Origin of the sequence: Streptococcus parasanguinis, from assembly GCF_015556095.1 — a bacterium.
Classification (GTDB): Bacteria; Bacillota; Bacilli; order Lactobacillales; family Streptococcaceae; genus Streptococcus; species Streptococcus parasanguinis_Q.
In genome coordinates, this window is record NZ_JADNLT010000017.1 from 1 (window position 1) to 20,539 (window position 20,539).

The following is a 20,539-nucleotide window of genomic DNA, read 5'->3' on the forward strand; positions in this document are numbered from 1 at the left end:
CAGCCCTACTCAACTGTGCGGAGGTGGGACGACGAAATCGAATTCTAACGAATTACCGATTTCTGTCCCACTCTCTTTTTTTAGAAATATTTGAGAATTGCTTGATAGTTATTTGAAAAGCAAGCTGTATACTAAGAGTGTAAAGAAAACAACTAGTCATTTGGACGAAGGAGAAAACCATGGAAAAAGTATTAGAAATTTCCCATTTGAGTAAAAAATTCGGTCATCAATACGCCTTAAATGATGTGAATCTCACCATTCGCAAAGGCGACGTCTACGGCCTGATCGGCAAAAATGGTGCAGGGAAAACCACCCTCATCAAGGTCATCACCCAGCTGATTCAAGAAACTGATGGAAGCGTCTCTCTCTTTGCTTCTACAAATCGCTCCCAGTGGACCCAAGCGCTTAAACGGGTTGGATCCGTCATTGAGAGTCCCGTGGCCCATAAGCATATGACCGCTTATCAAAACCTGGTCTACTATTGCAAGGCTCGCCATATCCCCAATCCCGACCAGGTCATCAAAGAAACCCTGAACTATGTTGGCCTGAATAATACGGGTAAGAAGAAATTCCGTGACTTCTCACTAGGAATGAAACAACGGTTGGGAATTGCGATTGCTCTCATTGCTAAGCCAGATTTCCTTATTCTGGACGAACCCATCAATGGCCTTGATCCAGTCGGAATCAAGGAATTCCGTCAGATGATCAAACGCCTCAATGATGAACTCGGCATGACCATCCTCATTTCCAGTCACATCCTCTCCGAACTCTATCTGGTTGCCAATCGCTTTGGTATTGTCGACCAAGGACGCCTGATCAAAGAAATTAGCAAGGCTGAATTCGAAGAACAAGGAGAAGACTACATCATCCTCAAGACTAGCCAGCTAGCCCTTGCGAGTCAACTGATTCAGGATCAACTCCATCACCGCATCAAGGTCATCGATAAGGATGGAGAAATCCATATCTTCGGACAGACTCACGATATTAAAGTCATTGTCAAAGCCCTCGTTCAAGCCGATATTGACGTGGACGAAATCTACTATGCCCGCCAAGATCTGGAAAAATTCTTTACGGACTTGGTAGACTAGTCCAATCACCGTCTTCCTCTATTACCTATCCCACATATTTCATTTAGGAGATTTATCATGTTGCATACCATTCAAGCAGATTTTTACAGACTTTTTCGCTCCAAAGGTTTTTGGATTACAGAAGCCATTCTCGTTCTCAACATCCTGTCTGGAGTCATCTTTGGAGCTACTGGCCACGTCGGCGTCAATACGGAATCCAAATTGCCCCAAGCGACCGAAGTTTGGACAGGCTTTAAAGCTTTGACCAACTACTCTTCCAGCATCAGTGTGACCATCCTCTTTACCATTATTGTCATCACCTTGGTCCTGGGAACAGACTTAACGCAAAACTTATACAAGAATAGTCTGGCCTATGGCGTTTCTCGCACCAGTTACTACTTTGCCAAAAGCGCCGTTGTTCTGACCATTGCTCTCTTCCAATTTCTTGTTTCTTATGGTCTCGTCTTCTTGATCGCGACGCTCTACAATGGACTTGGCACCATGCCAGAGCACTTCTTGGCTCATTTTGGACTGACCGTGCTGATTCAGTTCCTTTCCACCTTGGCTTGGGTCAGCATCATTTCCTTCCTTCTTTATGCCAGCCAATCCATCACCTTGGCCTTCGTTGGCTACTTCATTGGAAATATCCTCTTAAGCCTTCCTGCGCTCTTCCTTAAAGATATTGATATTCTCCACTATCTAAACTTGGAATTCCAATATTCCATGGTACAGAGCACAACAGCAACAACCAACACCCTCTCGATCGCCCTTGGATTCATCCTTGTTTTCGGCTTCCTAGGACTGGCTACTTTTAAACACAAAGATTTATAACAAAAAGACTTGAGCAGTGCTCAAGCCTTTTTTCTTAGTGTAATGGTCAAGATAAACCAGTCTGCCTCCGTTGCCAGTTGCAAGTCTCCCCCTAAGATCTCTACAAAATTTTGAATAATGTAGAGACCCAAGCCAGAAGACTCCTCTGTATCCGAGAGATTTTCAGAGTAGAATCGACTAGCCAATTGGTCTAAGTGCTGGATCGGTTGTTGCACAATATTGCGCAGCTCGACCCGAATCGTGTCCGCGTCTGAGGTCAAGGTCAAACGGGCCTGCTCCTTTCCATGCTTGAGGACATTGCTGAGCATATTTTGCAAGAGGCGCTCCCAGAGCTCTGGATCCGTAGCATAATGAAGATGCTCTTCTAGCTCTACCTCTAAGGCAATCCCCGCCTCAGACAGGCTGTCATAATACTGGAACAACTGCTGAGTCAGGACTTGGCTGAGATCGACGTCTGAAATCCGAGGCTGAATAGCTCCCTCCATCAAGCGTCTGTATTCCAAGAGAGATTCCAAGCGTTTTGAGACGACTTGAAGATTGGAAGCAATTTTCTTCAGCTTTTCCTCTTCCTGCGTCCCACCCTTGATGATTTGTTGGGTATAGCCCGACGCAATGGTCAAAGGTGTCCGAATATCGTGAGCAATATTACTGATGGCCATATCCAAGGTCTTTTTCTCTTGAAAGGCAATCCGATTGGTCCGCTCAATCTGATCAAAGAGATCACTGACCTGCTTGGTCAAGGCGACCAATTCTTTTTTTGAGACCTGAGAGGTCAGCCGTACCCCACTCCCGCTTTGGAGCTTCTTTTGAATCTGCTCCTGCAAATCCTTTAAGGCAGAAAGCAAGCGAGCATAGCCCAAACCCAAGAAAAGGACAAGGACGACAAGAATTAGAACTAAAACCCACATTACTTGTCTCCTTTCAAGCGAACACCCAAGCCCCAGACCGTTTCAATATAGTCCTCATCTGGATCAAGCTGGGCAATTTTCTTTCGGAGATTGCTCAGTTGGGCATTGAGGGTATTGTCACCAGGCAGATAGACTTCTTCCCAGACCGCCTCATACAATTCTTCCTTGGTAAAAATCTTCTTTGGATGCGCCAGCAAGGTCTCAAAAATTTGAAATTCTTTTTTGCCCAAGCGAAGTGTCTGTTCGCTGGACTCCAGTTCAAAGGTTTCTGGATTTAAGACCAAATTCTTAAAGGATAGCTTTTGCGACGCTTGAGCTTTCTTTGCTGGTGAGACGTGATTTCGCAACTGCACCGTCACTCGAGCTGCTACTTCGTCCAGATTAAAGGGTTTGACAATATAATCATTGGCACCTGCAAGGAGATACTGGCTAATGAGGTGTTTGTCTCCCAGAGCGGTCATCAGGATAACCGGTGTCTGACTCTGCATACGGATCTCCTCCAGGACCTGGTCCCCATTTTTCCCAGGAAGCATAATATCCAGAAGGACCAAATCAACGACTTCTTGCTGGAAGAGCCGCAGCCCTTCTGTACCTGAAAAAGCCTGAAGGACCTCATGATCTTCACTTAAGAGACTGTATAAAATTTCTTGGATATCATTATTATCCTCGATTAATAAAATCCGTGCCACTTGCCTCACTCCTTTTTCATTTAAACTCCAAATCATTTCTATTCCCCTAGCCTATCAAATAAAGGGACCTTCGTCAATGAAAATCTGATAAAATTCTATTGTCCCCAGGTAGATCTGCATGTTAGATCATCACAAGATGAACTTGACGATCCTTTCTTTCAAAGGGTATAATAGGACCAATGACACAATAGGGAGACTCATCTATGAAAAATAATGCTAAAACTAAAATCAGTCTTGTATCCATCCTTGTCATCCTGGGCGTTGCTGCAAGAATGATGCGAGTCATCCACCGCCAGCAAATCAGGGAGCAAAACAGACAAACCATTCAAACGACTAAAAAGGTTGCAGAGTTTCAGAAAACACTAGACGAGGAAGAAACGAAGAAACGGAACGAAACCTTCAACAAGATTTATAATGAATCCCTTGTTCGGAATAAGTTTGAGAATTGGCAAAAAGTCGATGAAGTCCATGGTTTGGGACAAAGAACTGGGCAATTTTATATCTATAACTTTGAAAAAAAGGAAGAAATCCTTTTAGAGAATACAGATCAAGCATTTGTTCTACCCATTCGAGACAAGAGCAATAACGTCACATTTGAGGCCATCTTTGCCCACAAGGACGGTCAGTGGCACATCATGAAGCCAGACGGAAGTTCACAGTTGCAACTAGGAGCAGCCAACATTTCCGCTGAATCTAAGTTTGTCATCGAGAACAATGTCTTAGATTACGACCAGTAAATTCGTAATGACTTGGCTTAACAACATACAAAAAGCTTAGGACCCCAACTTGTGGTTGGAATTCTAAGCTTTTTAGTTTGCTGCCAGAGAGTCATCCAGAAGATGGTTTAGCTCTAGGGAAGACTTTTATTTAACAGAAGCCCCATTGGTCTCAATGACTTCTTTGTACCAATAAAAGGATTTCTTACGTGAGCGGGCTAAAGTTCCTTTTCCTTCATTGTCCCGATCGACATAGATAAAGCCGTAGCGCTTCTTCATTTCTCCAGTCCCGGCAGAGACCAGGTCAATACAGCCCCAAGTCGTATATCCCCAGAGGACAACACCATCTTCGTTAATGGCATCTCGCATGGCCTTGACATGGGCAGCCAGGTAGTCAATCCGGTAGTCATCCTCAATCTCCCCGGCTTCATTTGGGGTATCAACGGCGCCTAGTCCATTTTCTACAATAAACATAGGCTTTTGATAACGATCCCAGATGGTGTTGAGGGTAATGCGGAGACCAAGAGGGTCAATCTGCCAACCCCATTCTGAGCTTTCTAGGTAGGGATTCTTCAGAGAGGCAAAGATATTGCCCGCTGTTTTCTCCCTTTCAGCTGGATCCCCAGAAGCGACCCGACTGGCATAGTAGGAGAAGGAAATAAAGTCCACCGTATGGTCTTTCAACAATTGCAGGTCCTGCTCCGTCATCTCGACCGTGATTCCCTGACGCTCCCACTCTTTCTTGGCATAGTTAGGGTATTCCCCACGCGCCTGCACATCGATGAAGAAATAGTTCTTGCGGTCTTCTTCTAGACCAGCCCAGACATCTCGTGGAGCACAGGTATGCGGATAGTTTTGCCCTGCTGCTAGCATACAGCCGACCTTATTGTTAGGATCAATCTCATGGGCTAGCTTGGTGGCAATGGCTGAAGCGACCAACTCATGGTGAGCCGCCTGGTATTTGATTTGCTCCTCATTCTCCCCTTCTTCAAAGCAGAGACCCGCTCCCATAAAAGGCGCATGGAGGATCATATTGATCTCATTAAAGGTTAGCCAGTATTTGACCAAGCCCTTGTAGCGAGTGAAGAGGGTCCGGCAGAGACGTTCATAACATTCCAACATCTTGCGACTACGCCAACCTCCATACTCAGTAATCAAATGCATGGGACAGTCAAAGTGGGTAATGGTCACCAAGGGTTCAATGCCATACTTATGGCACTCCTTAAAGAGGTCTTCATAGAACTGTAGACCCGCTTCATTCGGCTCCAGTTCATCCCCTTTTGGGAAGATCCGAGACCAGGCAATGGACAAGCGATAGGTTTTAAAGCCCATTTCCCCAAAGAGGGCAATGTCTTCCTTGTAGCGATGGTACATATCAATGCCATCTTTAGCCGGGTAAAAATAGCCCTCTTCAAAGTCAAACATCTTTTTCTGACCCGTAATAATCGCATGACGATCAGGCCCAATCGGTACCACATCCACATTGGCCAAGCCACGGCCATCTTCATTATAAGCCCCCTCACACTGGTTAGCAGCCGTCGCCCCACCCCAAAGGAAACCATCTGGAAATTGAAGTTTGTCGGTCATCTCTCTACCTCACTTGATTTGATAGTTCTATTATACCCCTCTCTAACCCAAAAGTCTTACAAGATCCTAGGAAAAACCGAACCTATTCTAAGAAAACTCCTATACATGCGCAACACAAAAAGACCGGATGACTCCGATCTTTTAGGATGTATACAAATTGTTTTTTCACCTAATTTAATATCGGCTTTTCTGAAAAAATAAGAATGATTTCTATTTTTAAATCGTAAAGAATAAACTGAAACTTTCCGCTGTGAGAAAAGTGCTAGAAACACTGTTGTTTCTAGCACTCGGGAGTTTTGAGACCTCAGGCTCAAAACTAAGTCATGGAACTTCTTCGAAGTTCGCTGACGTCCGTACTCACCTAAGGAAAGTTTCAAAGAAGACTTTTTCTTTAATCAAAAAGACCGGATGACTCCGATCTTTTATTAGTTCATATTCTCATATTCTGTTTTAAGAATAGCTAAGGTTGACGTTAAATGACCACGCCTCCTACTTCATACGATAAAAATCAATCACTAGACCAGCAGGGCCTTCAACTAACAGGGATTCGGTTCCCCAATCCGTTTCACAAGGACCGTGTAAAATCTCGACACCAATCTCTTTTAACCGCTTTTGGTTCTGGTCGACATCCTCAACCTCGATATGAAGAATGATTCCTGACTGAAAATCTTCCAAAGGAATCAAATGATTTTGGGATAACATAAGACAGTGACTGCCAATCGTAAACTGAGCAAAACTGTCGTCAACATAATCGGCTTTTTTATCAAAAATACGCTCCAAGTCGGCACAGACTTGGGGAACATTTGAAACAATAATATCCAATTGATTTAAATTCATTTACTGTCCTCCACAAAAAGACCGGATTGCTCCGATCTTTTAAGTTTCTCTCTACAAAATCAAAGAATATAATCTACAATATTTACATTTGATTTTCGACGAGCAGGATTATTTGATTGCGCGTGATTGCAACCCTTCTTCTTCCAAGAAGAGACGGAATGGTACGAGTTCTTCTGCTTCGTATTTTTCCTTGAAGGCTTTGATGGCTTCTTCTGAGTGTTGTTTTGGATCCAACTCAAGAACTTCTACTGGAAGTGGACGGTGTTGCGTGATGCGAGCATCGATGACAACTGTCTTACCTTCTTTGTTCAATTTAACAGCTTCAGCAACGACTGCGTCGATGTCTTCGATACGGTTTACAGTGAATCCTACAGCACCTTGAGCTTCAGCGATTTTCGCATAGTCAGCATTAGGGAAGTCACAACCAAACAAGTGTTTGTTTGTGTCTTCGTATTTGTCCTTGATGAAGGCATATTTACCATTTGAGAAGACAACGTTGATAACTGGAAGATCGTATTGAACGTTTGTGATAACGTCTGGGTAGCACATGTTGAATGCACCGTCACCCATGATGTTCCATACTTGGCGATCTGGATTGTCTTTCTTAGCAGCAATACCACCAGGAAGGGCGATCCCCATTGTCGCAAAGAGTGGAGATGTACGCCACATGTTCTTAGGTGTCATGTGAAGGTGACGAGTAGATGTTTGAGTAGTGTCACCGACGTCGATTGAGTAGATCGCATCTTCGTCAGCGTATTTGTTAATAGCATTGTAAACTTGATACAATTGCAATTCACCCTCAGTTTTACCTTCGAGTTTGTTCATGTAATCACGCCAGTTTTGGTTGTTCTTCACGTTTGCACGCCACCATGGAGTAGATTCAACTGGATTCACTTTATCAAGGATTGCTTTCGCTGCTTGACCTGCATCACCAAGAATTGAAGCGTCTAGGGCATGACGTTTACCAAGTTTGTAAGGGTCGATATCGACTTGGATGAATTTTTCAGTGTTCTTGAAGGCTTCGTAAACTTCAGCAAATGGGAAGTTTGAACCAAGGAAAAGAACAGTGTCTGCTTCAAAGACCACTTCGTTGGCTGGTTTCCAACCAACACGGTAAGCAGAACCTGTCAAACCTTCGTAGTTCCATTCGAAGGCCTCGAAGTTTTTACCAGTTGTGATGATTGGTGCTTTAATTTTACGAGACAATTCAGTGATCACATCACCCGCACCAACTCCACCGAAACCAGCGTAGATCACTGGGCGTTCAGCATTGTTCAAGATTTCAACAGCTTTATCGATTTCCACTTCGTTCAAGGCAGGAGCGATAAAGTGACGTTCATAAGAACCTGATCCGTAGTAAGAGTTTTCGTCGATTTCTTGGAAACCAAAGTTTACTGGAATTTCAACAACGGCTGGACCTTTTTTAGAAACGGCAGCACGGCAAGCTTCATCGATTACTTTTGGTAATTGTTCTGCGTAAGCTACACGTTTGTTGTAAACAGCGATACCGTTGTACATTGGGTTTTGGTTCAATTCTTGAAAAGCATCCATGTTCAATTCATTAACTGGACGTGATCCAAGAATGGCAAGGAATGGAGTGTTATCCATAGCTGCATCGTAAACACCGTTGATCAAGTGAGTCGCACCAGGTCCACCTGAACCAACTGCAACCCCGATAGAGCCACCAAATTTAGCTTGCATAACCGCTGCAAGAGCACCAGTTTCTTCGTGACGAACTTGCAAGAAACGGATATCTTTGTCTTCAGCCAAAGCGTCCATAAGTGAGCTAAGTGTTCCAGATGGGATACCGTAGATCGTATCTACGCCCCATGTTTTCAATACATTAAGCATTGCTGCAGATGCAGTAATTTTCCCTTGAGTCATTCTAACTCTCCTTTAATTCTATTTTGATCCCTTAAAATGCAGCATAGCGCTTCTACTTCATCTTTGTGATCATCTCGCCTTGAAAATGAGTTTTTTCTGACTTTTCTCATGAAAACGATTTACAAAACGATTACAGTATTAATTTATCACAAAGAGATTCACATGTATAAGGATCTGCTCAGAGATGCTCAATCCCTATTCCATAACAGATGCTCTTTTTGAGAAATTTTCACAAACTATCCTACAATAGGGTATTTTACTATAATTTAATACCCCCTCTTTTCCCTTAGAGCTGTAAGGAAAGATAAAAAAGTGCTACAGCATGCTGTAGCACTCCGAACGTATAAAAATGATTTTTTATATAAAATAATATAAAATAAGAAAACTCTGTAAAAATAAAAGTACTTCCCTATTGTTTTCATTATTTAAATATATCCTGAGAATTTCCGCCGTGAGAAAAGCGCTAGAAACAACTGTGTTTCTAGCGCTCGGGAGTTTTGGAACCTTAGGTCCAAAACTAAGTCATGGAACTTCGTAGAAGTTCGCTGACGTCCGTACTCACCTAAGGAAAATCTCAGGAAAGATTTTATCTTCACTCTACGTGATATGTGTATCACTTTTTGTTTCATTTAATCAATTTTCGCAACATTGAGAAGCAGCGAGCTAGTCAAAACAGACAAAGAACTAAGGGCCATAGCAAGACCTGCTAGTTCTGGATTGAGGGTCAATCCCAGTCCTACAAAGACTCCAGCAGCAATTGGAATCCCAAGGATATTGTAGATAGAGGCCCAGAAGAGATTGAGTAAGATGCGACGGAAGGTCTTTTGACTCATGTCAAAGGCGCGCACAACTCCAAGCAAATCATTTTGCGTGAGCACGATGCCACCGGACTCGATCGCAATATCCGTTCCAGATCCCATAGCAATTCCGACATCGGCGATCGAAAGAGCTGGAGCATCATTGATCCCATCTCCCACAAAGGCTACCTTACTGCTTTCTTGCAGTTTTTGGATGGCGCTGGCTTTTTCTTGAGGGAGCACATCAGCGATCACGGTATCAATGCCCACTTGCTTAGCAATAGCTTGGGCCACCCGTTCATTATCCCCTGTTAACATGACCGTTTTCAAGCCCCGTTCTTTGAGCTTTTTGATCGCTTCTTTTGAGCTGGCCTTCGGAGCATCTTGAATGGCAATCAAGCCTATCACTTGCCCATCCACAGACAAACTGATCACTGTTTTGGCCTGCTCTTGCAACTCTACCATCCGTTTTTCAAGCTCCGGATCCATCGCTGTCCCGTCATGAAGTTTGCCATTTCCCAAGGTCACCAACTGCTGGTCGATCTGACCTTGGACCCCTTTTCCTTCGATCGCTTGGAAGTTTTCCACAGGGGTTAGCACCAAACCTTTTTCTTCTGCTCGTGATAAGACCGCTTGCGCTAGGGGATGTTCTGAAAAAGTTTCAAGACTAGCAGCCAGTGTCAAGACACGCGCTTCATCTCCTACAACATCGGTTACAAGTGGTTGGCCAATGGTAATAGTCCCTGTCTTATCAAACACAACGGTTTGAATCTTTTGCACTTCTTGAAGAACGGTTCCATTTTTAATCAGAACCCCCATCTTGGCACTACGGCCGGTTCCGACCATCAGGGCAGTCGGCGTCGCCAAACCAAGGGCACAAGGACAGGCAATAATGAGGACAGAGACTGCATAGAGCATGGCCTCTTGAAGCGACGCGCCCAGAAGCACGGACCAAACCCAGAAAGTTGCAATGGCCAAAATCGTCACTGCTGGAACAAAGATACCTGAAATCTTATCCGTCAGATCCTGAATGGGAGCACGACTGGATTGGGCCATTTTGACAAAGTCCACAATTTGAGATAAGAGGGTCTCACTACCGACTTTTTCAGCCTTAAAGAGAATGGTCCCATTGCTGTTGATAGTGGAGCCAATGACTGCATCACCAACTGATTTTTCCACAGGCAGGCTTTCACCTGTCACCATCGACTCATCAATGGTCGTACTTCCTTCTACAATGGTCCCATCAACCGCGATCTTTTCCCCAGGACGGACCCGAATCAAGTCATCAATTTGGATATCTTCTGCCGCCACCTCGACATAGTTCCCATCACGGAGAACTTGAGCCGTTTTTGCCTGCAAATCCAACAACTTTTCCACAGCCTCGGAGGCATTGTTACGCATCCGTTCCTCAAAGATTTGCCCTAAGAGGATAAAGAAGATGATAAAACCCGCAGCCTCAAAGTATACTGGCTGACCAGTAAAAAGGGCAAATACACTATAGACATAGGCTACCAGGGTTCCAAGAGCTACCAAGGTATCCATATTGGAATGGTGCTTCTTAAATGAGGCCCAGGCACTCTTGATAAAAGGAACTCCTGCCACTAGCATAATCGGCGTTGTCGCTAGAAAAGTCCCCCAGCGACTGACTTGATGGGATACAAATCCTGCCATCATCCCGATCATCAAGATCAATAAGGGAAGGGTAAAGATACTAGTAATCCAAAAGCGACCCAGTAAACCTAAGACACGACGGCGTTTTTCCACAACCGTGTAGGAACCCTTTTGCATCTTCATTCCACATGAAAACTCGAAGTCCCCTGTTTCTGTCGGGGTAAAAGATATGACCTTATCCACACCGACTTCCAAAGGCTCTAAAATCCCCTGATCTTCAAACAAAATTTCCTTGTAACAGCCGGAAGGATTGACCCGATGGAAGGTGATTTCAGCAGGGATCCCTTTTTGAAGTTGAAATTCCTTTGGACTATAGCCTTTTTCTGCTGTAATACGGATCTTTTGCACTCCGTTTTCCACAACTGCTTTTTGTTTTTCTACCATACCTACTCCTTTATTCCACAATCATGTGACCATGCATCATGTTCATTCCACATGAATACCCATATTCGCCCGCTTTTTCTGGCGTAATTTCAATGACATGTTTTTCACCTAAAGGCAAATCTTCATGAACGCCAAAATCTGGAAAGATCACTTGAGCCAGACATGAAGATGGATCCTTGCGATTAAAGATGATCCGGGCTGGAACATTCTTTTTCAGGACAATGGTTTCAGGCGAATAGCCCCCCATGACTTCGACTTCAATTTCTTGATAACCTGATTTCTGACGAGCGTGGCCGCTTACCTTTTCATGCTCTGCAAAGAACCACCAAGCAATAAAAGCAACCACAAGTAAACAAACAATACTAATCAACAATCCAAACATGGAATTTCCTTCTTTCTATTACATACAATTGCAAGGGACTGTTTCGACAGCCTCTGCTTTCTTATCTTCAAGGACCTGCTGCAGCTGATTAAGATCTGCTAGCGTAAAGTCACTCGCTTGAATCACGTTTTCAAGCACCTGGACAATTCTTTTTGAGCAAACCTTGTCTTTCACATCCTCAACCACCAAGTCTAAACTTTGGTCCTGCTTCAACAAAGCCGAGTAGACAAAGGCTTTGCCAGATTTTTCTCTGGTCAGACAGCCTTTCTCCACCAAGCGCGTCAAGAGGGTCTTGATGGTCGACTTCGACCAGTCAAAGCGCTCGGACAAGACGGCGATCAAATCCGTGCTGGTCTGCTTGCCTTCCATCCAGATAATCTTCATGACGCGCCATTCCGCATTGGAAATTTGCATGGCTTCTCCTTTCTGAATCTACATTTGTAAATCTTATGATGCTATTTTACACCTAAGATTTACATTTGTCAACCAAAAGTTTTTAAAAAAACAAATCTTCCTTTGAAGATTTGTCTGGTTGGGCTTTTTCGCTCCTATTTTTGTCTCTATAATGTCTCCTGCAGAGCTTGGGCTAGGATGCGGTAACCTGCTACACTTAAATGGAGGCCATCAGTCGTATAGGCTTCTGCCAACTGCCCCTTTTCATCCAATAAAGACGAATACACATCGACATAGCTGACCTGGTGGTAGGCCTGGGCCAATTCTTGATAGGCTTGATTGAGGGCTTGAATTTTTTCATTGGTCCGCACATAGACCTTTTGCTTGTAGCGCTCTTCTTGACTCACCGGTAGAACCGAGATCAGGTTGATGTGGGTCAGCGGAAAGTCCCGCATGATCGCTTGTAAGACCGCTTCTACATTGTCCAAGGTTTCCTTTTGAGGAATTTCTTTTCCGATATCATTGGTCCCGATCAAGAGAAAGATCTGATCCACCGCCGTTCCAAAGACATGGGCGTCTAGATGCTCACGAAGGAGATCCGTCTTATAGCCTCGCACTCCTCGATTGACCATGTGTTTGGGACTTTGTAATAGTTCATGAATGGGGAAATACTCCACGATAGAGTCTCCGATAAAGATCAAACCAGGCTCCTTCAGAGGGGCTTGATTGAGCTCCCGATAGGTTGTTATGATTTTCTCCTGCTCCTTTAAGAGCCAGTCTTCTAACAGTTGTACTGCCATCTACTTCTTTCCTTTCACTTGTTCCCAGGGGGTCAATCCTAGATACTCTTCGATCACCTGGTAGACACCGCCTTCTTGATGGCTAGGCGCTAGATGATTGGCGACAGCTTTGACAGCTTCTTCTGCATTAGCCACAGCATAGGAGTGACCCGCCATTTCAAGCATTTCGATGTCGTTTCCGCTATCCCCAAAGGCCATGACCTGGCTGGCATCAAGCTGCCACATCTCCATTAATTGAGCCAGACCCCAAGCCTTGTGAATGCCTGCTTGTAAGAGATCCATGCTGCCAAAACCGCTCGAAACCGCCATCAGCTGATCTCCAAAAGCCCGCTGGACTTCTTGGCTCACTTGATCGAGACGATCCAAGCCAACCACCAAGCTCATTTTAAGCACCTGATCAAATAGATCTGCTGTCAATTCCGGAACAAACTTCATCCGCTTGTACAAGGCTTCAATCACTTCTGGCTGCATGAATTTCTCAACTTCTGTAAAGACCGTTCCTTCCTTGACAAAGCCACCATTGACAGCTGACACAACCAGCTGGTCTGAAATTTCCCGCCCCTTAAAATAAGCAAGAACCGCCTCTACTAGCTCTCGATCCCAGAATTTTCCTAGAATCATCTGATCATCCTCAAAAATCCGAGCTCCATTGGCTACGACCAGAGTCACCCGTTTGACCAAAGGACCCAAGAGCTGGCGCATGCGATGGATTTCATTTCCTGTCGCAATGACAAAGCGAATCCCTTTTTGATCCAAGTGGTCCAAAAGCCTTTCCAGACGCGGAAGATCCACCTCTCCTCGCTCATCTAATAAGGTTCCATCCATATCTGTTGCAATCAACTTAATCATACAATCTAACCTTTTCCCTTTCAAAGGGTGTAAATTATCTGGTTCCATTATACCACAGATCAAGCAAGTCAAAACCACCCGTGAAAACAGGTGGCTTCCTCTTGGGTTGAAGGTTCCTACTGATGGCCAGGGGATCTTATGAATATAAGCCCTTTTCCACACTTTCCTGAATTAACTCTTCTGTCAGTTTCCACAACTCTTTGGATTCACTTTTTATGAACTTTTTCTTTTCTAATACCATCTCTGAACGGATGTGATCGGGATTATAATTGACTTCTGATACTTCCAAGTGATTGATCAGTGGTACCAATGCATCAATCACTCTTGCATATCTTGCCTCAGGACTCTGCCCTTTTTCAAACTCCAACCACGAATTTTTCATATTCACATATGTTGCTTCTGGAAGGAAGCTCATTGTTTTTTCTATAGATGTGAGCTCTCTATCATGAGCATGAAGCTTTTTTTCATCATCAAACACCCAAGTATCTCCGGCATAAATCTCACCTAAATCATGAATCAGTAACATAGAAATCACCTTTTCCATATTCAATTTTTCGGGATAATAATCTTGCAGAACCATCGCAGCTATTGCACTCTGCCAAGAATGCTCGGCACTATTTTCAAACCGTCCATCAAGGGTTCTATTAAACCTTGTTACTGACTTTAATTTCTCGATTTCTTTAATAAATCCAACTATCTGATTCAAATCACTCATGGCGACTCCAACCTCCTTATTCGAAATTACGACTATCATACCAAAAATCAGGTTTTCCATAAATGAATTCCCTTATTTGCAAAAAGAAAAAGTCCCCATTTTTCGGAGCACCTTCCTTTTTCTAACAAGACTACAAAGGCAAGCAAAAAAGCTAACCAGTCTTTACCGGTTAGCTTCTATTTTTCACCCAACAAAGGCCCAAATAATGGAAATCAGCACTGCTGGAAGGAGATTGGCGACCTTGATTCGTTTGCCCCAGATGAGGTTGATCCCTACACAGAGAATGAGGCTGGAGCCAACTAGGGACAGATTCGAAAGGGCTTGTGAAGTCATGATCGGTGCGATCAAATGGGCCAACAGCGTGATCAAACCTTGAAGGATCACAAGTGGTACCACTGCAAAGATCGCGCCCTTTCCTTTTGAAACGGTCAAGACCAGAACGATAACCATATCGAGAATAGCTTTGGCCAACAAGGTCGAGGTGTCGCCTGTCAAGCCATCCTGGACAGCTCCGACCACCGCCATAGCCCCGATACAAATGGTCAAGGCCGTGGTCATAAAGGCATCGACAAAGCTGGTATCGCTTTGGTTGCCCGTCTTTTCCTTCAGCCAGCTTCCCAGGCGCTCAAAGCCCTCCTCAATCTTCAAGAGTTCCCCGATAACGGTCCCGATCACTAGACTCAGTATCAACATCATACTGCCGTGACTTTCCACATGACTTCCATGCACCACCAGCATCTTTTCCAAGGTCCCTGCGATGCCTAAGACAAAAACAGCAACTCCTGTCACTTTCAGAAGGGTCTCATGAAAATCTTCTGACAAACGTTGTCCGATGAGCAGTCCTAAAAGCCCACCAAATACGACCCCTAAGGCATTATAGAAGGTCCCCAAACCGATCATTTACAAACTCCTTCGTGCATTTTTCATTCTTTTTCAATTTCTTTCAAAGACCAATGTCCCGTCTCTTCATACTGGTCAATTAAGTCCTTGGCTGTTTGCGTAATCTCCTCTGGATAGTGCAGGCTTTCTAGAGTATTGACCGCATTTTTGGTTACGGCTGATCCTGGCTTGATCTGGTAGTCAAAGACGATCTTGCCATCCACATAGCGGCTATCAAAATGGTAATTATCATTGACTTCACCGGAGGCTGCGACCAGCTCAATATCATGGCTGGAAATCATGTAGAGACAGTTTTGGGCAGCCAACCAGCGGACAATTCCAAGGCCTGATCCGATCCGCTCGATGGTATTGGTCCCCTTAAAGAGCTCGTCAATAAAGAAGTAGTGAAAACCAGGCTCTTTGAGGTGCTGAATCATACGCAAAATAGCTTTACTTTCAGTGATAAAGTAGCTATCTCCAACTTCAATATCATCGCTCACATCCATAGCCGTTAGTACATGACCGTAAGGCAGGGCCAAGCTTTCTCCATAGGCAAAGCCCAGCCCTTGAGCCAGAATAGCATTGATAGCGACGGTCTTCAAATAGGTTGATTTCCCAGACGCATTGTCCCCACTGATGACCATATTTTTTTGAAAATGCACATCATTTGCAATCGGATTGGACAGCAAGGGATGATAGAGCGTCTCACCTTCAATCCCACCCGTCTCTGTAAAGACTGGCTGACAGACAACTTCTAGATCCCGCTTATGGCGCAAGAGACTAATAGCGACTTCCATCTCCCCTAGCAGATCCAGAAGCTTCTGGGCCTCTTTTTGATGAGCCTTCACCTGATTGTAAATATAAACCTGAGCGATCTGCGGGAGTAAAAAGAGGACATTGAGGTAGAGGAGAATAATTTCCATCTCAGAAGTCCCCGTTGGACTCTGCAAGACACTGGCAAGGATCCGCGTTTTCTTAAAGGGTTTGACTGCCTGCTTGAGTTCTTCTTGTTGTGGTAAGTCTAGATGACTCAAGCGTTCTGCCGAAGCAAAGATGCGAACCAAATAGCTAACATTGTCCAGACGGATTTTATTGGACCAATTGCGCAAACTTGAAAATACGATATTAAAGACCACACTGATCACCAAGAGGGTAATCGCCCCAACTGGCTCAAAGGGGATGGCAAAGAGACAGAGGATTGGAAGACAGGCCAAGGCTATATAGAGGGGCAAACCTGCATAATGCTTGCCAGGTTTTGCGACAATGCTACGCGCCATATTGTGGTTTTTCTTGCCCAGTTGGTTGAAAATGACCTGAACCTGGAGCCGCAAATCCGGATGCTCTTCAAAGAAGGCTTCTAAGTCATGAAGTTGATCCTGAGGCTGGAATTCCAGCAGGCGCATTTTTTGATAGAGAGCTTCTGCCCCAAGGCTCGATTGGGTGTAATTGAGCTGATCAAAGACCGCATCCAAAGCCAAATCATGCCAGGTCTGATCATCCACTTGGCTATCGTTCGTCCTTCCCTTAGCTGGATAAGCCAGACTGGCTATCAAACTTTCTTCCGTGTCTTTCTTACGAAAGAAAGGCGCTCCATCCCAAGCTTTTTTCAGCTTTTGCTTGAGGCGGATAGCCGTAAGAAATTTGGTTGCCCAAATCACCACCATCAATCCTAGGATCCAAAGTGGGAGCCAGTTTACATTTCCTTCCATACTCTATTCCTTTCCACTCTGAGGCCAATCCAAGTGAACATGTTCCTTCATTTCTCGGTAAGCCGTGTCCACTCTCTCCTTGGTCTCCTCATCCAGCTTGTCGCGGTATTTGCCACCCTGGATAAAATCTTCCAAAATATAGGTCTGGTACTTGTATAACTCATAGCCTTCAGGAGAATAGGTTCCCTTCGGAGTCCGACTGACCCAGGTTGGATGAGCAGTAGCCGTCTTAATCCGTGTCTTGCGACCAACCTTTTCGATGGTCACATCCATCAAGACCCCTCGCTCTGTCCATTGGGCAGTCTCTACGTCCCCCATGGTTTCCAGACGCTGATTGGACAGAAAATTCCCCATTGAGTAGATGATAAGCTTGTTTTGACCATCTTTATTGACCACTTCAGCAGGCTCTACAACATGGGGATGCCCGCCAAAGACGATATCAGCTCCCCAAGAAACCATCTTGTGGTAGAGTTCTTTTTGCTCTTCTGTCGGCTCCAATTGGTACTCAATTCCCATTTGGGGCATGACAATGGTGATATCGGCCTCTTGCTCCGCCTTTTGGATCTCCGCCTTCATCCGCTCTTCATCCAGATCAGACAAGACATCTGCTTGCTCCTCTGGAGTAAGGGTCGTTTCCATTCCATTAAACCCATAAGCGTAGGCTAGAATAGCAATCTTGATGCCATTCACTTCCTTGATCACCAAGGGGGCCTGGCCTCTCTTTTCATGCGTGTAGACACCGACAGGGGTGATGCCTACATCTTCAAAGGCTTTGGCTGTCGAATAGACCCCTTCTAAACCTGAATCCAGGATGTGGTTGTGTCCCAAATCCATGACATCATAACCAGCATCCTTGATGGCTGGTACGACTTCGCTCGGCGCATTAAAAAGAGGATATCCTGACAAATAATAATTGGGGTTAATGGTTCCCTCAAAATCACCCAAGGCTAGATCCGCCTTTTGTAGCCAGGGTTTGACATACTCATAATTTTCATGAAAATCATAAGTCCCATCTTCTTTTTGCGCGCTCATATAGACCAGATCATGATAGAGCTGATCTCCATTAGCCATGATCCGAGCTGTATGAGGAATCTGATCAGCCGGTGTCTTGGCCTTGTACACAACCTCTGGCCGTTCGGTTGCGGTGATCGGAAAGCCTTGGAACTTTTGCACCCACAAGATAGCATTGGCCACGATAAAAACGATGGACAAGAGCACATAGACAAACTGTTCATTGGTCAGCTCAATCCTTGAAAAGAGACGATCAAAAGCCCAATCAAAGGCCGCCGATAGCTCTTTTCCCATCGTCTTGATGGTCTCTTTCACATTCTCCCATTTCTCTATCATTTCTACCTCTTCTTCCTACCTAGTTTCTCCAATGATCCGCCAACAGATTGAGCTGTCATTGAAATACTTTCCCTTCATTGTATCACAATTTTTAAGAAGAGAAAAAAAGTTCTGCAAAACAGAACTTTTAAATGATTTGATATTAAAAGAATGGTTTCTTCAAAGCAGAAAACATCATCACGATTTTCAACTGATGCAAGCATCTACTGAAACTTTCCGCTGTGAAAAAAGTGCCTGAAACGGTGATGTTTCAGGCACTCGGGAGTTTTGAAACTTTAGGTTCAAAACTAAGTCATGGAACTTCTTCGAAGTTCGCTGACGTCCGTACTCACCTAAGGAAAGTTTCTAAGATGCTTTTTCTATTATCTCAATGCTTTTAACAAATATCCATAACCTTCTTCTTCCATTTCCTCTTTTGGAATAAAGCGCAGAGAGGCCGAATTGATACAATAGCGTAGGCCACCTTGGTCTTTTGGTCCATCGGTGAAGACATGGCCGAGGTGGGCATTGCCTGAGCGGGAACGAACTTCGATCCGCTCCATCCCGTGGCTATGATCCTGGTAATAGTGGACCACATCTTTGGCAATGGGACGGGAGAAACTTGGCCATCCACAGCCAGACGCAAACTTATCCTTGGCAAAGAAGAGTGGCTCCCCCGTCGTAATATCCACATAGATGCCCTCTTCGAAGGTCTGATCATAGGCATTGTGGAAAGGACGTTCCGTCGCACTTTCTTGGGTGACTTGGTACTGTTCTGCTGTCAGTTTCGCCTTTAAGGTTTCTTGATCTGGCTTCTGATAGGCTGCTGGATCAATCAAGGGTTGGGCTGCATCTGTCACATCGATATGGCAATAGCCTCCAGGATTCTTCTTAAGGTAGTCTTGGTGGTAGTCCTCAGCTAGGATGTAGTGGCGCAAAGGTTCTAGTTCAACCGCTATTTTACTGCCCAGTTGCTTCTCCACTTCCGCAAACACTTGGGCGATCACTTCACGATCTGCCTCGTTTGTATAATAGACACCAGTCCGATATTGGCGGCCTCGATCATTTCCCTGCTTGTTAATGGACAAGGGATCGATCACCCGGAAATAGTAGAGCAGAATCGCTCGTAGGGTGATTTTATTTGGATCATAGATGACTTGAATAGTCTCTGCGTGATCCGTTTCCTTGATCAGTTGGTAGTTGGTCGTTTCTACCTGGCCATTGGCATAGCCCACCGTCGTCTGTTCTACACCAGGGATCCGTGAAAAATATTCCTCTAAGCCCCAAAAACAGCCACCTGCTAAATAAATCTCTGCCATCTTTTTTCCTCGCTTCCTGCATTCCCTACAAGGAACGCTTCTTACTATTAGCTCCATCATAATCCAAGAGCCTCAGATTTTCAAGGATTCTGCATCAAAAATCCCTTCTACTATATGTAAAAGGGATTCAATCCTTCTTATTTTTCAAATAAGAAAAAGAGCGAGTAATAAAAATTCCAAAACGATAGGGTTAACTGATGTAGAAAATCATGAAGGACTACCATGACCAACACCTCCTCTGAATATCTGTGGACAAGCACCAGGTTAGTATCAACTACAACACCACCGTCGGTCCGTAGACCTGTAACTGAGGTTTCACAACCTCGTAATGCCAGTGATCATAAGCTCGCCAAGCTTGAAAGGCCTCTTCGTTCAATGCTAGCCCGCCCAGACCAATCAATAGACTGGCGGTCTGATAAAACTTTTCCAACTTAATCAACAGACGATTGTCTACCCGCCTAGCCTTTCGTAAACCTTTCAACATCTGATCTAGATTTTCTCGAAATCGAAGGGTATCTGAACTAGGGGTGAATCCCTTAGAAAAGGCTGTTTGAAGAAGGGTGATCGTCGTTCTTGCCTCTTGAATCACATCCCTTTCTTCCATAGAAATCACCTTCCTTTTCACCTCCATTGTACACCTTTTTCTCTCTATAAAAATGGAAAATTCCTAAAACTAGGAACAGAATGAGGTTGGGTCAAAAGTCCTAGCCTCTCAATTATTTTTGGATTGTCGAGCAAGACGCAGTGGTTGAGTGGGCTCTACTACGCTGATTTCATCAGCTTTTACAGCCCTACT

The 20,539-nt window shown here is 44.5% G+C and carries 19 protein-coding genes; 3 read left to right on the forward strand and 16 right to left on the reverse strand.

Translation table 11 applies throughout. The features are described 5' to 3' along the window. The first annotated feature begins 179 nt into the window (after positions 1 to 179). Positions 180 to 1,088 (forward strand): ABC transporter ATP-binding protein, encoded by a 909-nt coding sequence (locus tag I2E70_RS09875; protein WP_070505273.1) that lies wholly within the window; start codon positions 180 to 182, stop codon positions 1,086 to 1,088. A gap of 57 nt (positions 1,089 to 1,145) precedes the next feature. Continuing rightward, on the forward strand, positions 1,146 to 1,898 hold the full coding sequence (locus I2E70_RS09880; RefSeq protein ID WP_006595651.1) for an ABC transporter permease: 753 nt from the start codon (positions 1,146 to 1,148) through the stop codon (positions 1,896 to 1,898). A 20-nt stretch (positions 1,899 to 1,918) separates the two neighbouring features. Here I2E70_RS09880 and I2E70_RS09885 read toward each other — a convergent pair whose 3' ends face one another. Further along, entirely contained in the window at positions 1,919 to 2,806 is an 888-nt protein-coding gene (locus tag I2E70_RS09885; protein WP_195424610.1) for a sensor histidine kinase, read from the reverse strand. Then, on the reverse strand, positions 2,806 to 3,495 hold the full coding sequence (locus I2E70_RS09890) for a response regulator transcription factor (protein ID WP_195424631.1): 690 nt from the start codon (positions 3,493 to 3,495) through the stop codon (positions 2,806 to 2,808). The genes I2E70_RS09885 and I2E70_RS09890 overlap by 1 nt, the downstream gene beginning before the upstream one ends. 203 nt (positions 3,496 to 3,698) lie before the next feature. Here I2E70_RS09890 and I2E70_RS09895 point away from each other — a divergent pair, with 203 nt between their 5' ends. Then, a complete protein-coding gene (locus I2E70_RS09895) occupies positions 3,699 to 4,232 on the forward strand; it encodes a hypothetical protein (RefSeq protein ID WP_024055193.1) in 534 nt (177 codons plus the stop codon). 126 nt (positions 4,233 to 4,358) lie between these two features. On the opposite strand, the gene I2E70_RS09900 is transcribed toward I2E70_RS09895, so the two are convergent. From I2E70_RS09900 to I2E70_RS09965, 14 genes are all read right to left on the reverse strand, one after another. After that, positions 4,359 to 5,798, reverse strand: a complete 1,440-nt coding sequence (locus I2E70_RS09900; RefSeq protein ID WP_024055192.1) for a 6-phospho-beta-glucosidase — start codon at positions 5,796 to 5,798, stop codon at positions 4,359 to 4,361. A 489-nt stretch (positions 5,799 to 6,287) separates the two neighbouring features. Next, positions 6,288 to 6,635: a VOC family protein gene (locus tag I2E70_RS09905; RefSeq protein ID WP_049474133.1), complete on the reverse strand. Its 348-nt coding sequence runs from the start codon at positions 6,633 to 6,635 to the stop codon at positions 6,288 to 6,290. Between the two features lie 108 nt (positions 6,636 to 6,743). Next, positions 6,744 to 8,519: a pyruvate oxidase gene (gene spxB / locus I2E70_RS09910; protein WP_195424613.1), complete on the reverse strand. Its 1,776-nt coding sequence runs from the start codon at positions 8,517 to 8,519 to the stop codon at positions 6,744 to 6,746. Positions 8,520 to 9,148: 629 nt separating this feature from the next. Next, a complete protein-coding gene (locus tag I2E70_RS09915; RefSeq protein WP_229060300.1) occupies positions 9,149 to 11,371 on the reverse strand; it encodes a heavy metal translocating P-type ATPase in 2,223 nt (740 codons plus the stop codon). A 10-nt stretch (positions 11,372 to 11,381) separates the two neighbouring features. Then, positions 11,382 to 11,753, reverse strand: coding sequence for a cupredoxin domain-containing protein (locus tag I2E70_RS09920; protein WP_002901455.1), 372 nt, complete (start codon positions 11,751 to 11,753; stop codon positions 11,382 to 11,384). Positions 11,754 to 11,771: 18 nt separating this feature from the next. Then, on the reverse strand, positions 11,772 to 12,167 hold the full coding sequence (locus tag I2E70_RS09925) for a CopY/TcrY family copper transport repressor (RefSeq protein WP_195424617.1): 396 nt from the start codon (positions 12,165 to 12,167) through the stop codon (positions 11,772 to 11,774). Between the two features lie 146 nt (positions 12,168 to 12,313). After that, positions 12,314 to 12,946, reverse strand: coding sequence for an SGNH/GDSL hydrolase family protein (locus tag I2E70_RS09930; RefSeq protein WP_195424619.1), 633 nt, complete (start codon positions 12,944 to 12,946; stop codon positions 12,314 to 12,316). Then, entirely contained in the window at positions 12,947 to 13,795 is an 849-nt protein-coding gene (locus tag I2E70_RS09935; RefSeq protein ID WP_195424621.1) for an HAD family hydrolase, read from the reverse strand. Positions 13,796 to 13,931: 136 nt separating this feature from the next. After that, positions 13,932 to 14,510 carry an HD domain-containing protein gene (locus I2E70_RS09940; RefSeq protein ID WP_049490839.1) on the reverse strand — a complete coding sequence of 193 codons (579 nt, stop codon included), beginning with the start codon at positions 14,508 to 14,510 and terminating at the stop codon, positions 13,932 to 13,934. A 183-nt stretch (positions 14,511 to 14,693) separates the two neighbouring features. Beyond that, positions 14,694 to 15,410 (reverse strand): DUF554 domain-containing protein, encoded by a 717-nt coding sequence (locus I2E70_RS09945; RefSeq protein WP_195424623.1) that lies wholly within the window; start codon positions 15,408 to 15,410, stop codon positions 14,694 to 14,696. A gap of 23 nt (positions 15,411 to 15,433) precedes the next feature. After that, positions 15,434 to 17,098: a MutS-related protein gene (locus I2E70_RS09950; protein WP_195424625.1), complete on the reverse strand. Its 1,665-nt coding sequence runs from the start codon at positions 17,096 to 17,098 to the stop codon at positions 15,434 to 15,436. A 3-nt stretch (positions 17,099 to 17,101) separates the two neighbouring features. Next, positions 17,102 to 18,445, reverse strand: coding sequence for a CapA family protein (locus I2E70_RS09955; RefSeq protein ID WP_195424627.1), 1,344 nt, complete (start codon positions 18,443 to 18,445; stop codon positions 17,102 to 17,104). Positions 18,446 to 18,807: 362 nt separating this feature from the next. Continuing rightward, positions 18,808 to 19,743: a peptide-methionine (R)-S-oxide reductase MsrB gene (msrB, locus tag I2E70_RS09960; protein WP_195424629.1), complete on the reverse strand. Its 936-nt coding sequence runs from the start codon at positions 19,741 to 19,743 to the stop codon at positions 18,808 to 18,810. Positions 19,744 to 20,017: 274 nt separating this feature from the next. Continuing rightward, positions 20,018 to 20,374: a helicase BlpT gene (locus tag I2E70_RS09965; RefSeq protein WP_070595509.1), complete on the reverse strand. Its 357-nt coding sequence runs from the start codon at positions 20,372 to 20,374 to the stop codon at positions 20,018 to 20,020. Positions 20,375 to 20,539 lie beyond the last annotated feature (165 nt).

Bases quoted from the DNA above. Each gene is read 5' to 3' on its own strand.
- I2E70_RS09875 (WP_070505273.1), top strand. From the start codon at position 180: ATGGAAAAAGTATTAGAAATTTCCCATTTGAGTAAAAAATTCGGTCAT.
- I2E70_RS09880 (WP_006595651.1), top strand. From the start codon at position 1,146: ATGTTGCATACCATTCAAGCAGATTTTTACAGACTTTTTCGCTCCAAA.
- I2E70_RS09885 (WP_195424610.1), bottom strand. From the start codon at position 2,806: ATGTGGGTTTTAGTTCTAATTCTTGTCGTCCTTGTCCTTTTCTTGGGT.
- I2E70_RS09895 (WP_024055193.1), top strand. From the start codon at position 3,699: ATGAAAAATAATGCTAAAACTAAAATCAGTCTTGTATCCATCCTTGTC.
- I2E70_RS09900 (WP_024055192.1), bottom strand. From the start codon at position 5,798: ATGACCGACAAACTTCAATTTCCAGATGGTTTCCTTTGGGGTGGGGCG.
- I2E70_RS09905 (WP_049474133.1), bottom strand. From the start codon at position 6,635: ATGAATTTAAATCAATTGGATATTATTGTTTCAAATGTTCCCCAAGTC.
- spxB (WP_195424613.1), bottom strand. From the start codon at position 8,519: ATGACTCAAGGGAAAATTACTGCATCTGCAGCAATGCTTAATGTATTG.
- I2E70_RS09915 (WP_229060300.1), bottom strand. From the start codon at position 11,371: ATGGTAGAAAAACAAAAAGCAGTTGTGGAAAACGGAGTGCAAAAGATC.
- I2E70_RS09920 (WP_002901455.1), bottom strand. From the start codon at position 11,753: ATGTTTGGATTGTTGATTAGTATTGTTTGTTTACTTGTGGTTGCTTTT.
- I2E70_RS09925 (WP_195424617.1), bottom strand. From the start codon at position 12,167: ATGCAAATTTCCAATGCGGAATGGCGCGTCATGAAGATTATCTGGATG.
- I2E70_RS09930 (WP_195424619.1), bottom strand. From the start codon at position 12,946: ATGGCAGTACAACTGTTAGAAGACTGGCTCTTAAAGGAGCAGGAGAAA.
- I2E70_RS09935 (WP_195424621.1), bottom strand. From the start codon at position 13,795: ATGATTAAGTTGATTGCAACAGATATGGATGGAACCTTATTAGATGAG.
- I2E70_RS09940 (WP_049490839.1), bottom strand. From the start codon at position 14,510: ATGAGTGATTTGAATCAGATAGTTGGATTTATTAAAGAAATCGAGAAA.
- I2E70_RS09945 (WP_195424623.1), bottom strand. From the start codon at position 15,410: ATGATCGGTTTGGGGACCTTCTATAATGCCTTAGGGGTCGTATTTGGT.
- I2E70_RS09950 (WP_195424625.1), bottom strand. From the start codon at position 17,098: ATGGAAGGAAATGTAAACTGGCTCCCACTTTGGATCCTAGGATTGATG.
- I2E70_RS09955 (WP_195424627.1), bottom strand. From the start codon at position 18,445: ATGATAGAGAAATGGGAGAATGTGAAAGAGACCATCAAGACGATGGGA.
- msrB (WP_195424629.1), bottom strand. From the start codon at position 19,743: ATGGCAGAGATTTATTTAGCAGGTGGCTGTTTTTGGGGCTTAGAGGAA.
- I2E70_RS09965 (WP_070595509.1), bottom strand. From the start codon at position 20,374: ATGGAGGTGAAAAGGAAGGTGATTTCTATGGAAGAAAGGGATGTGATT.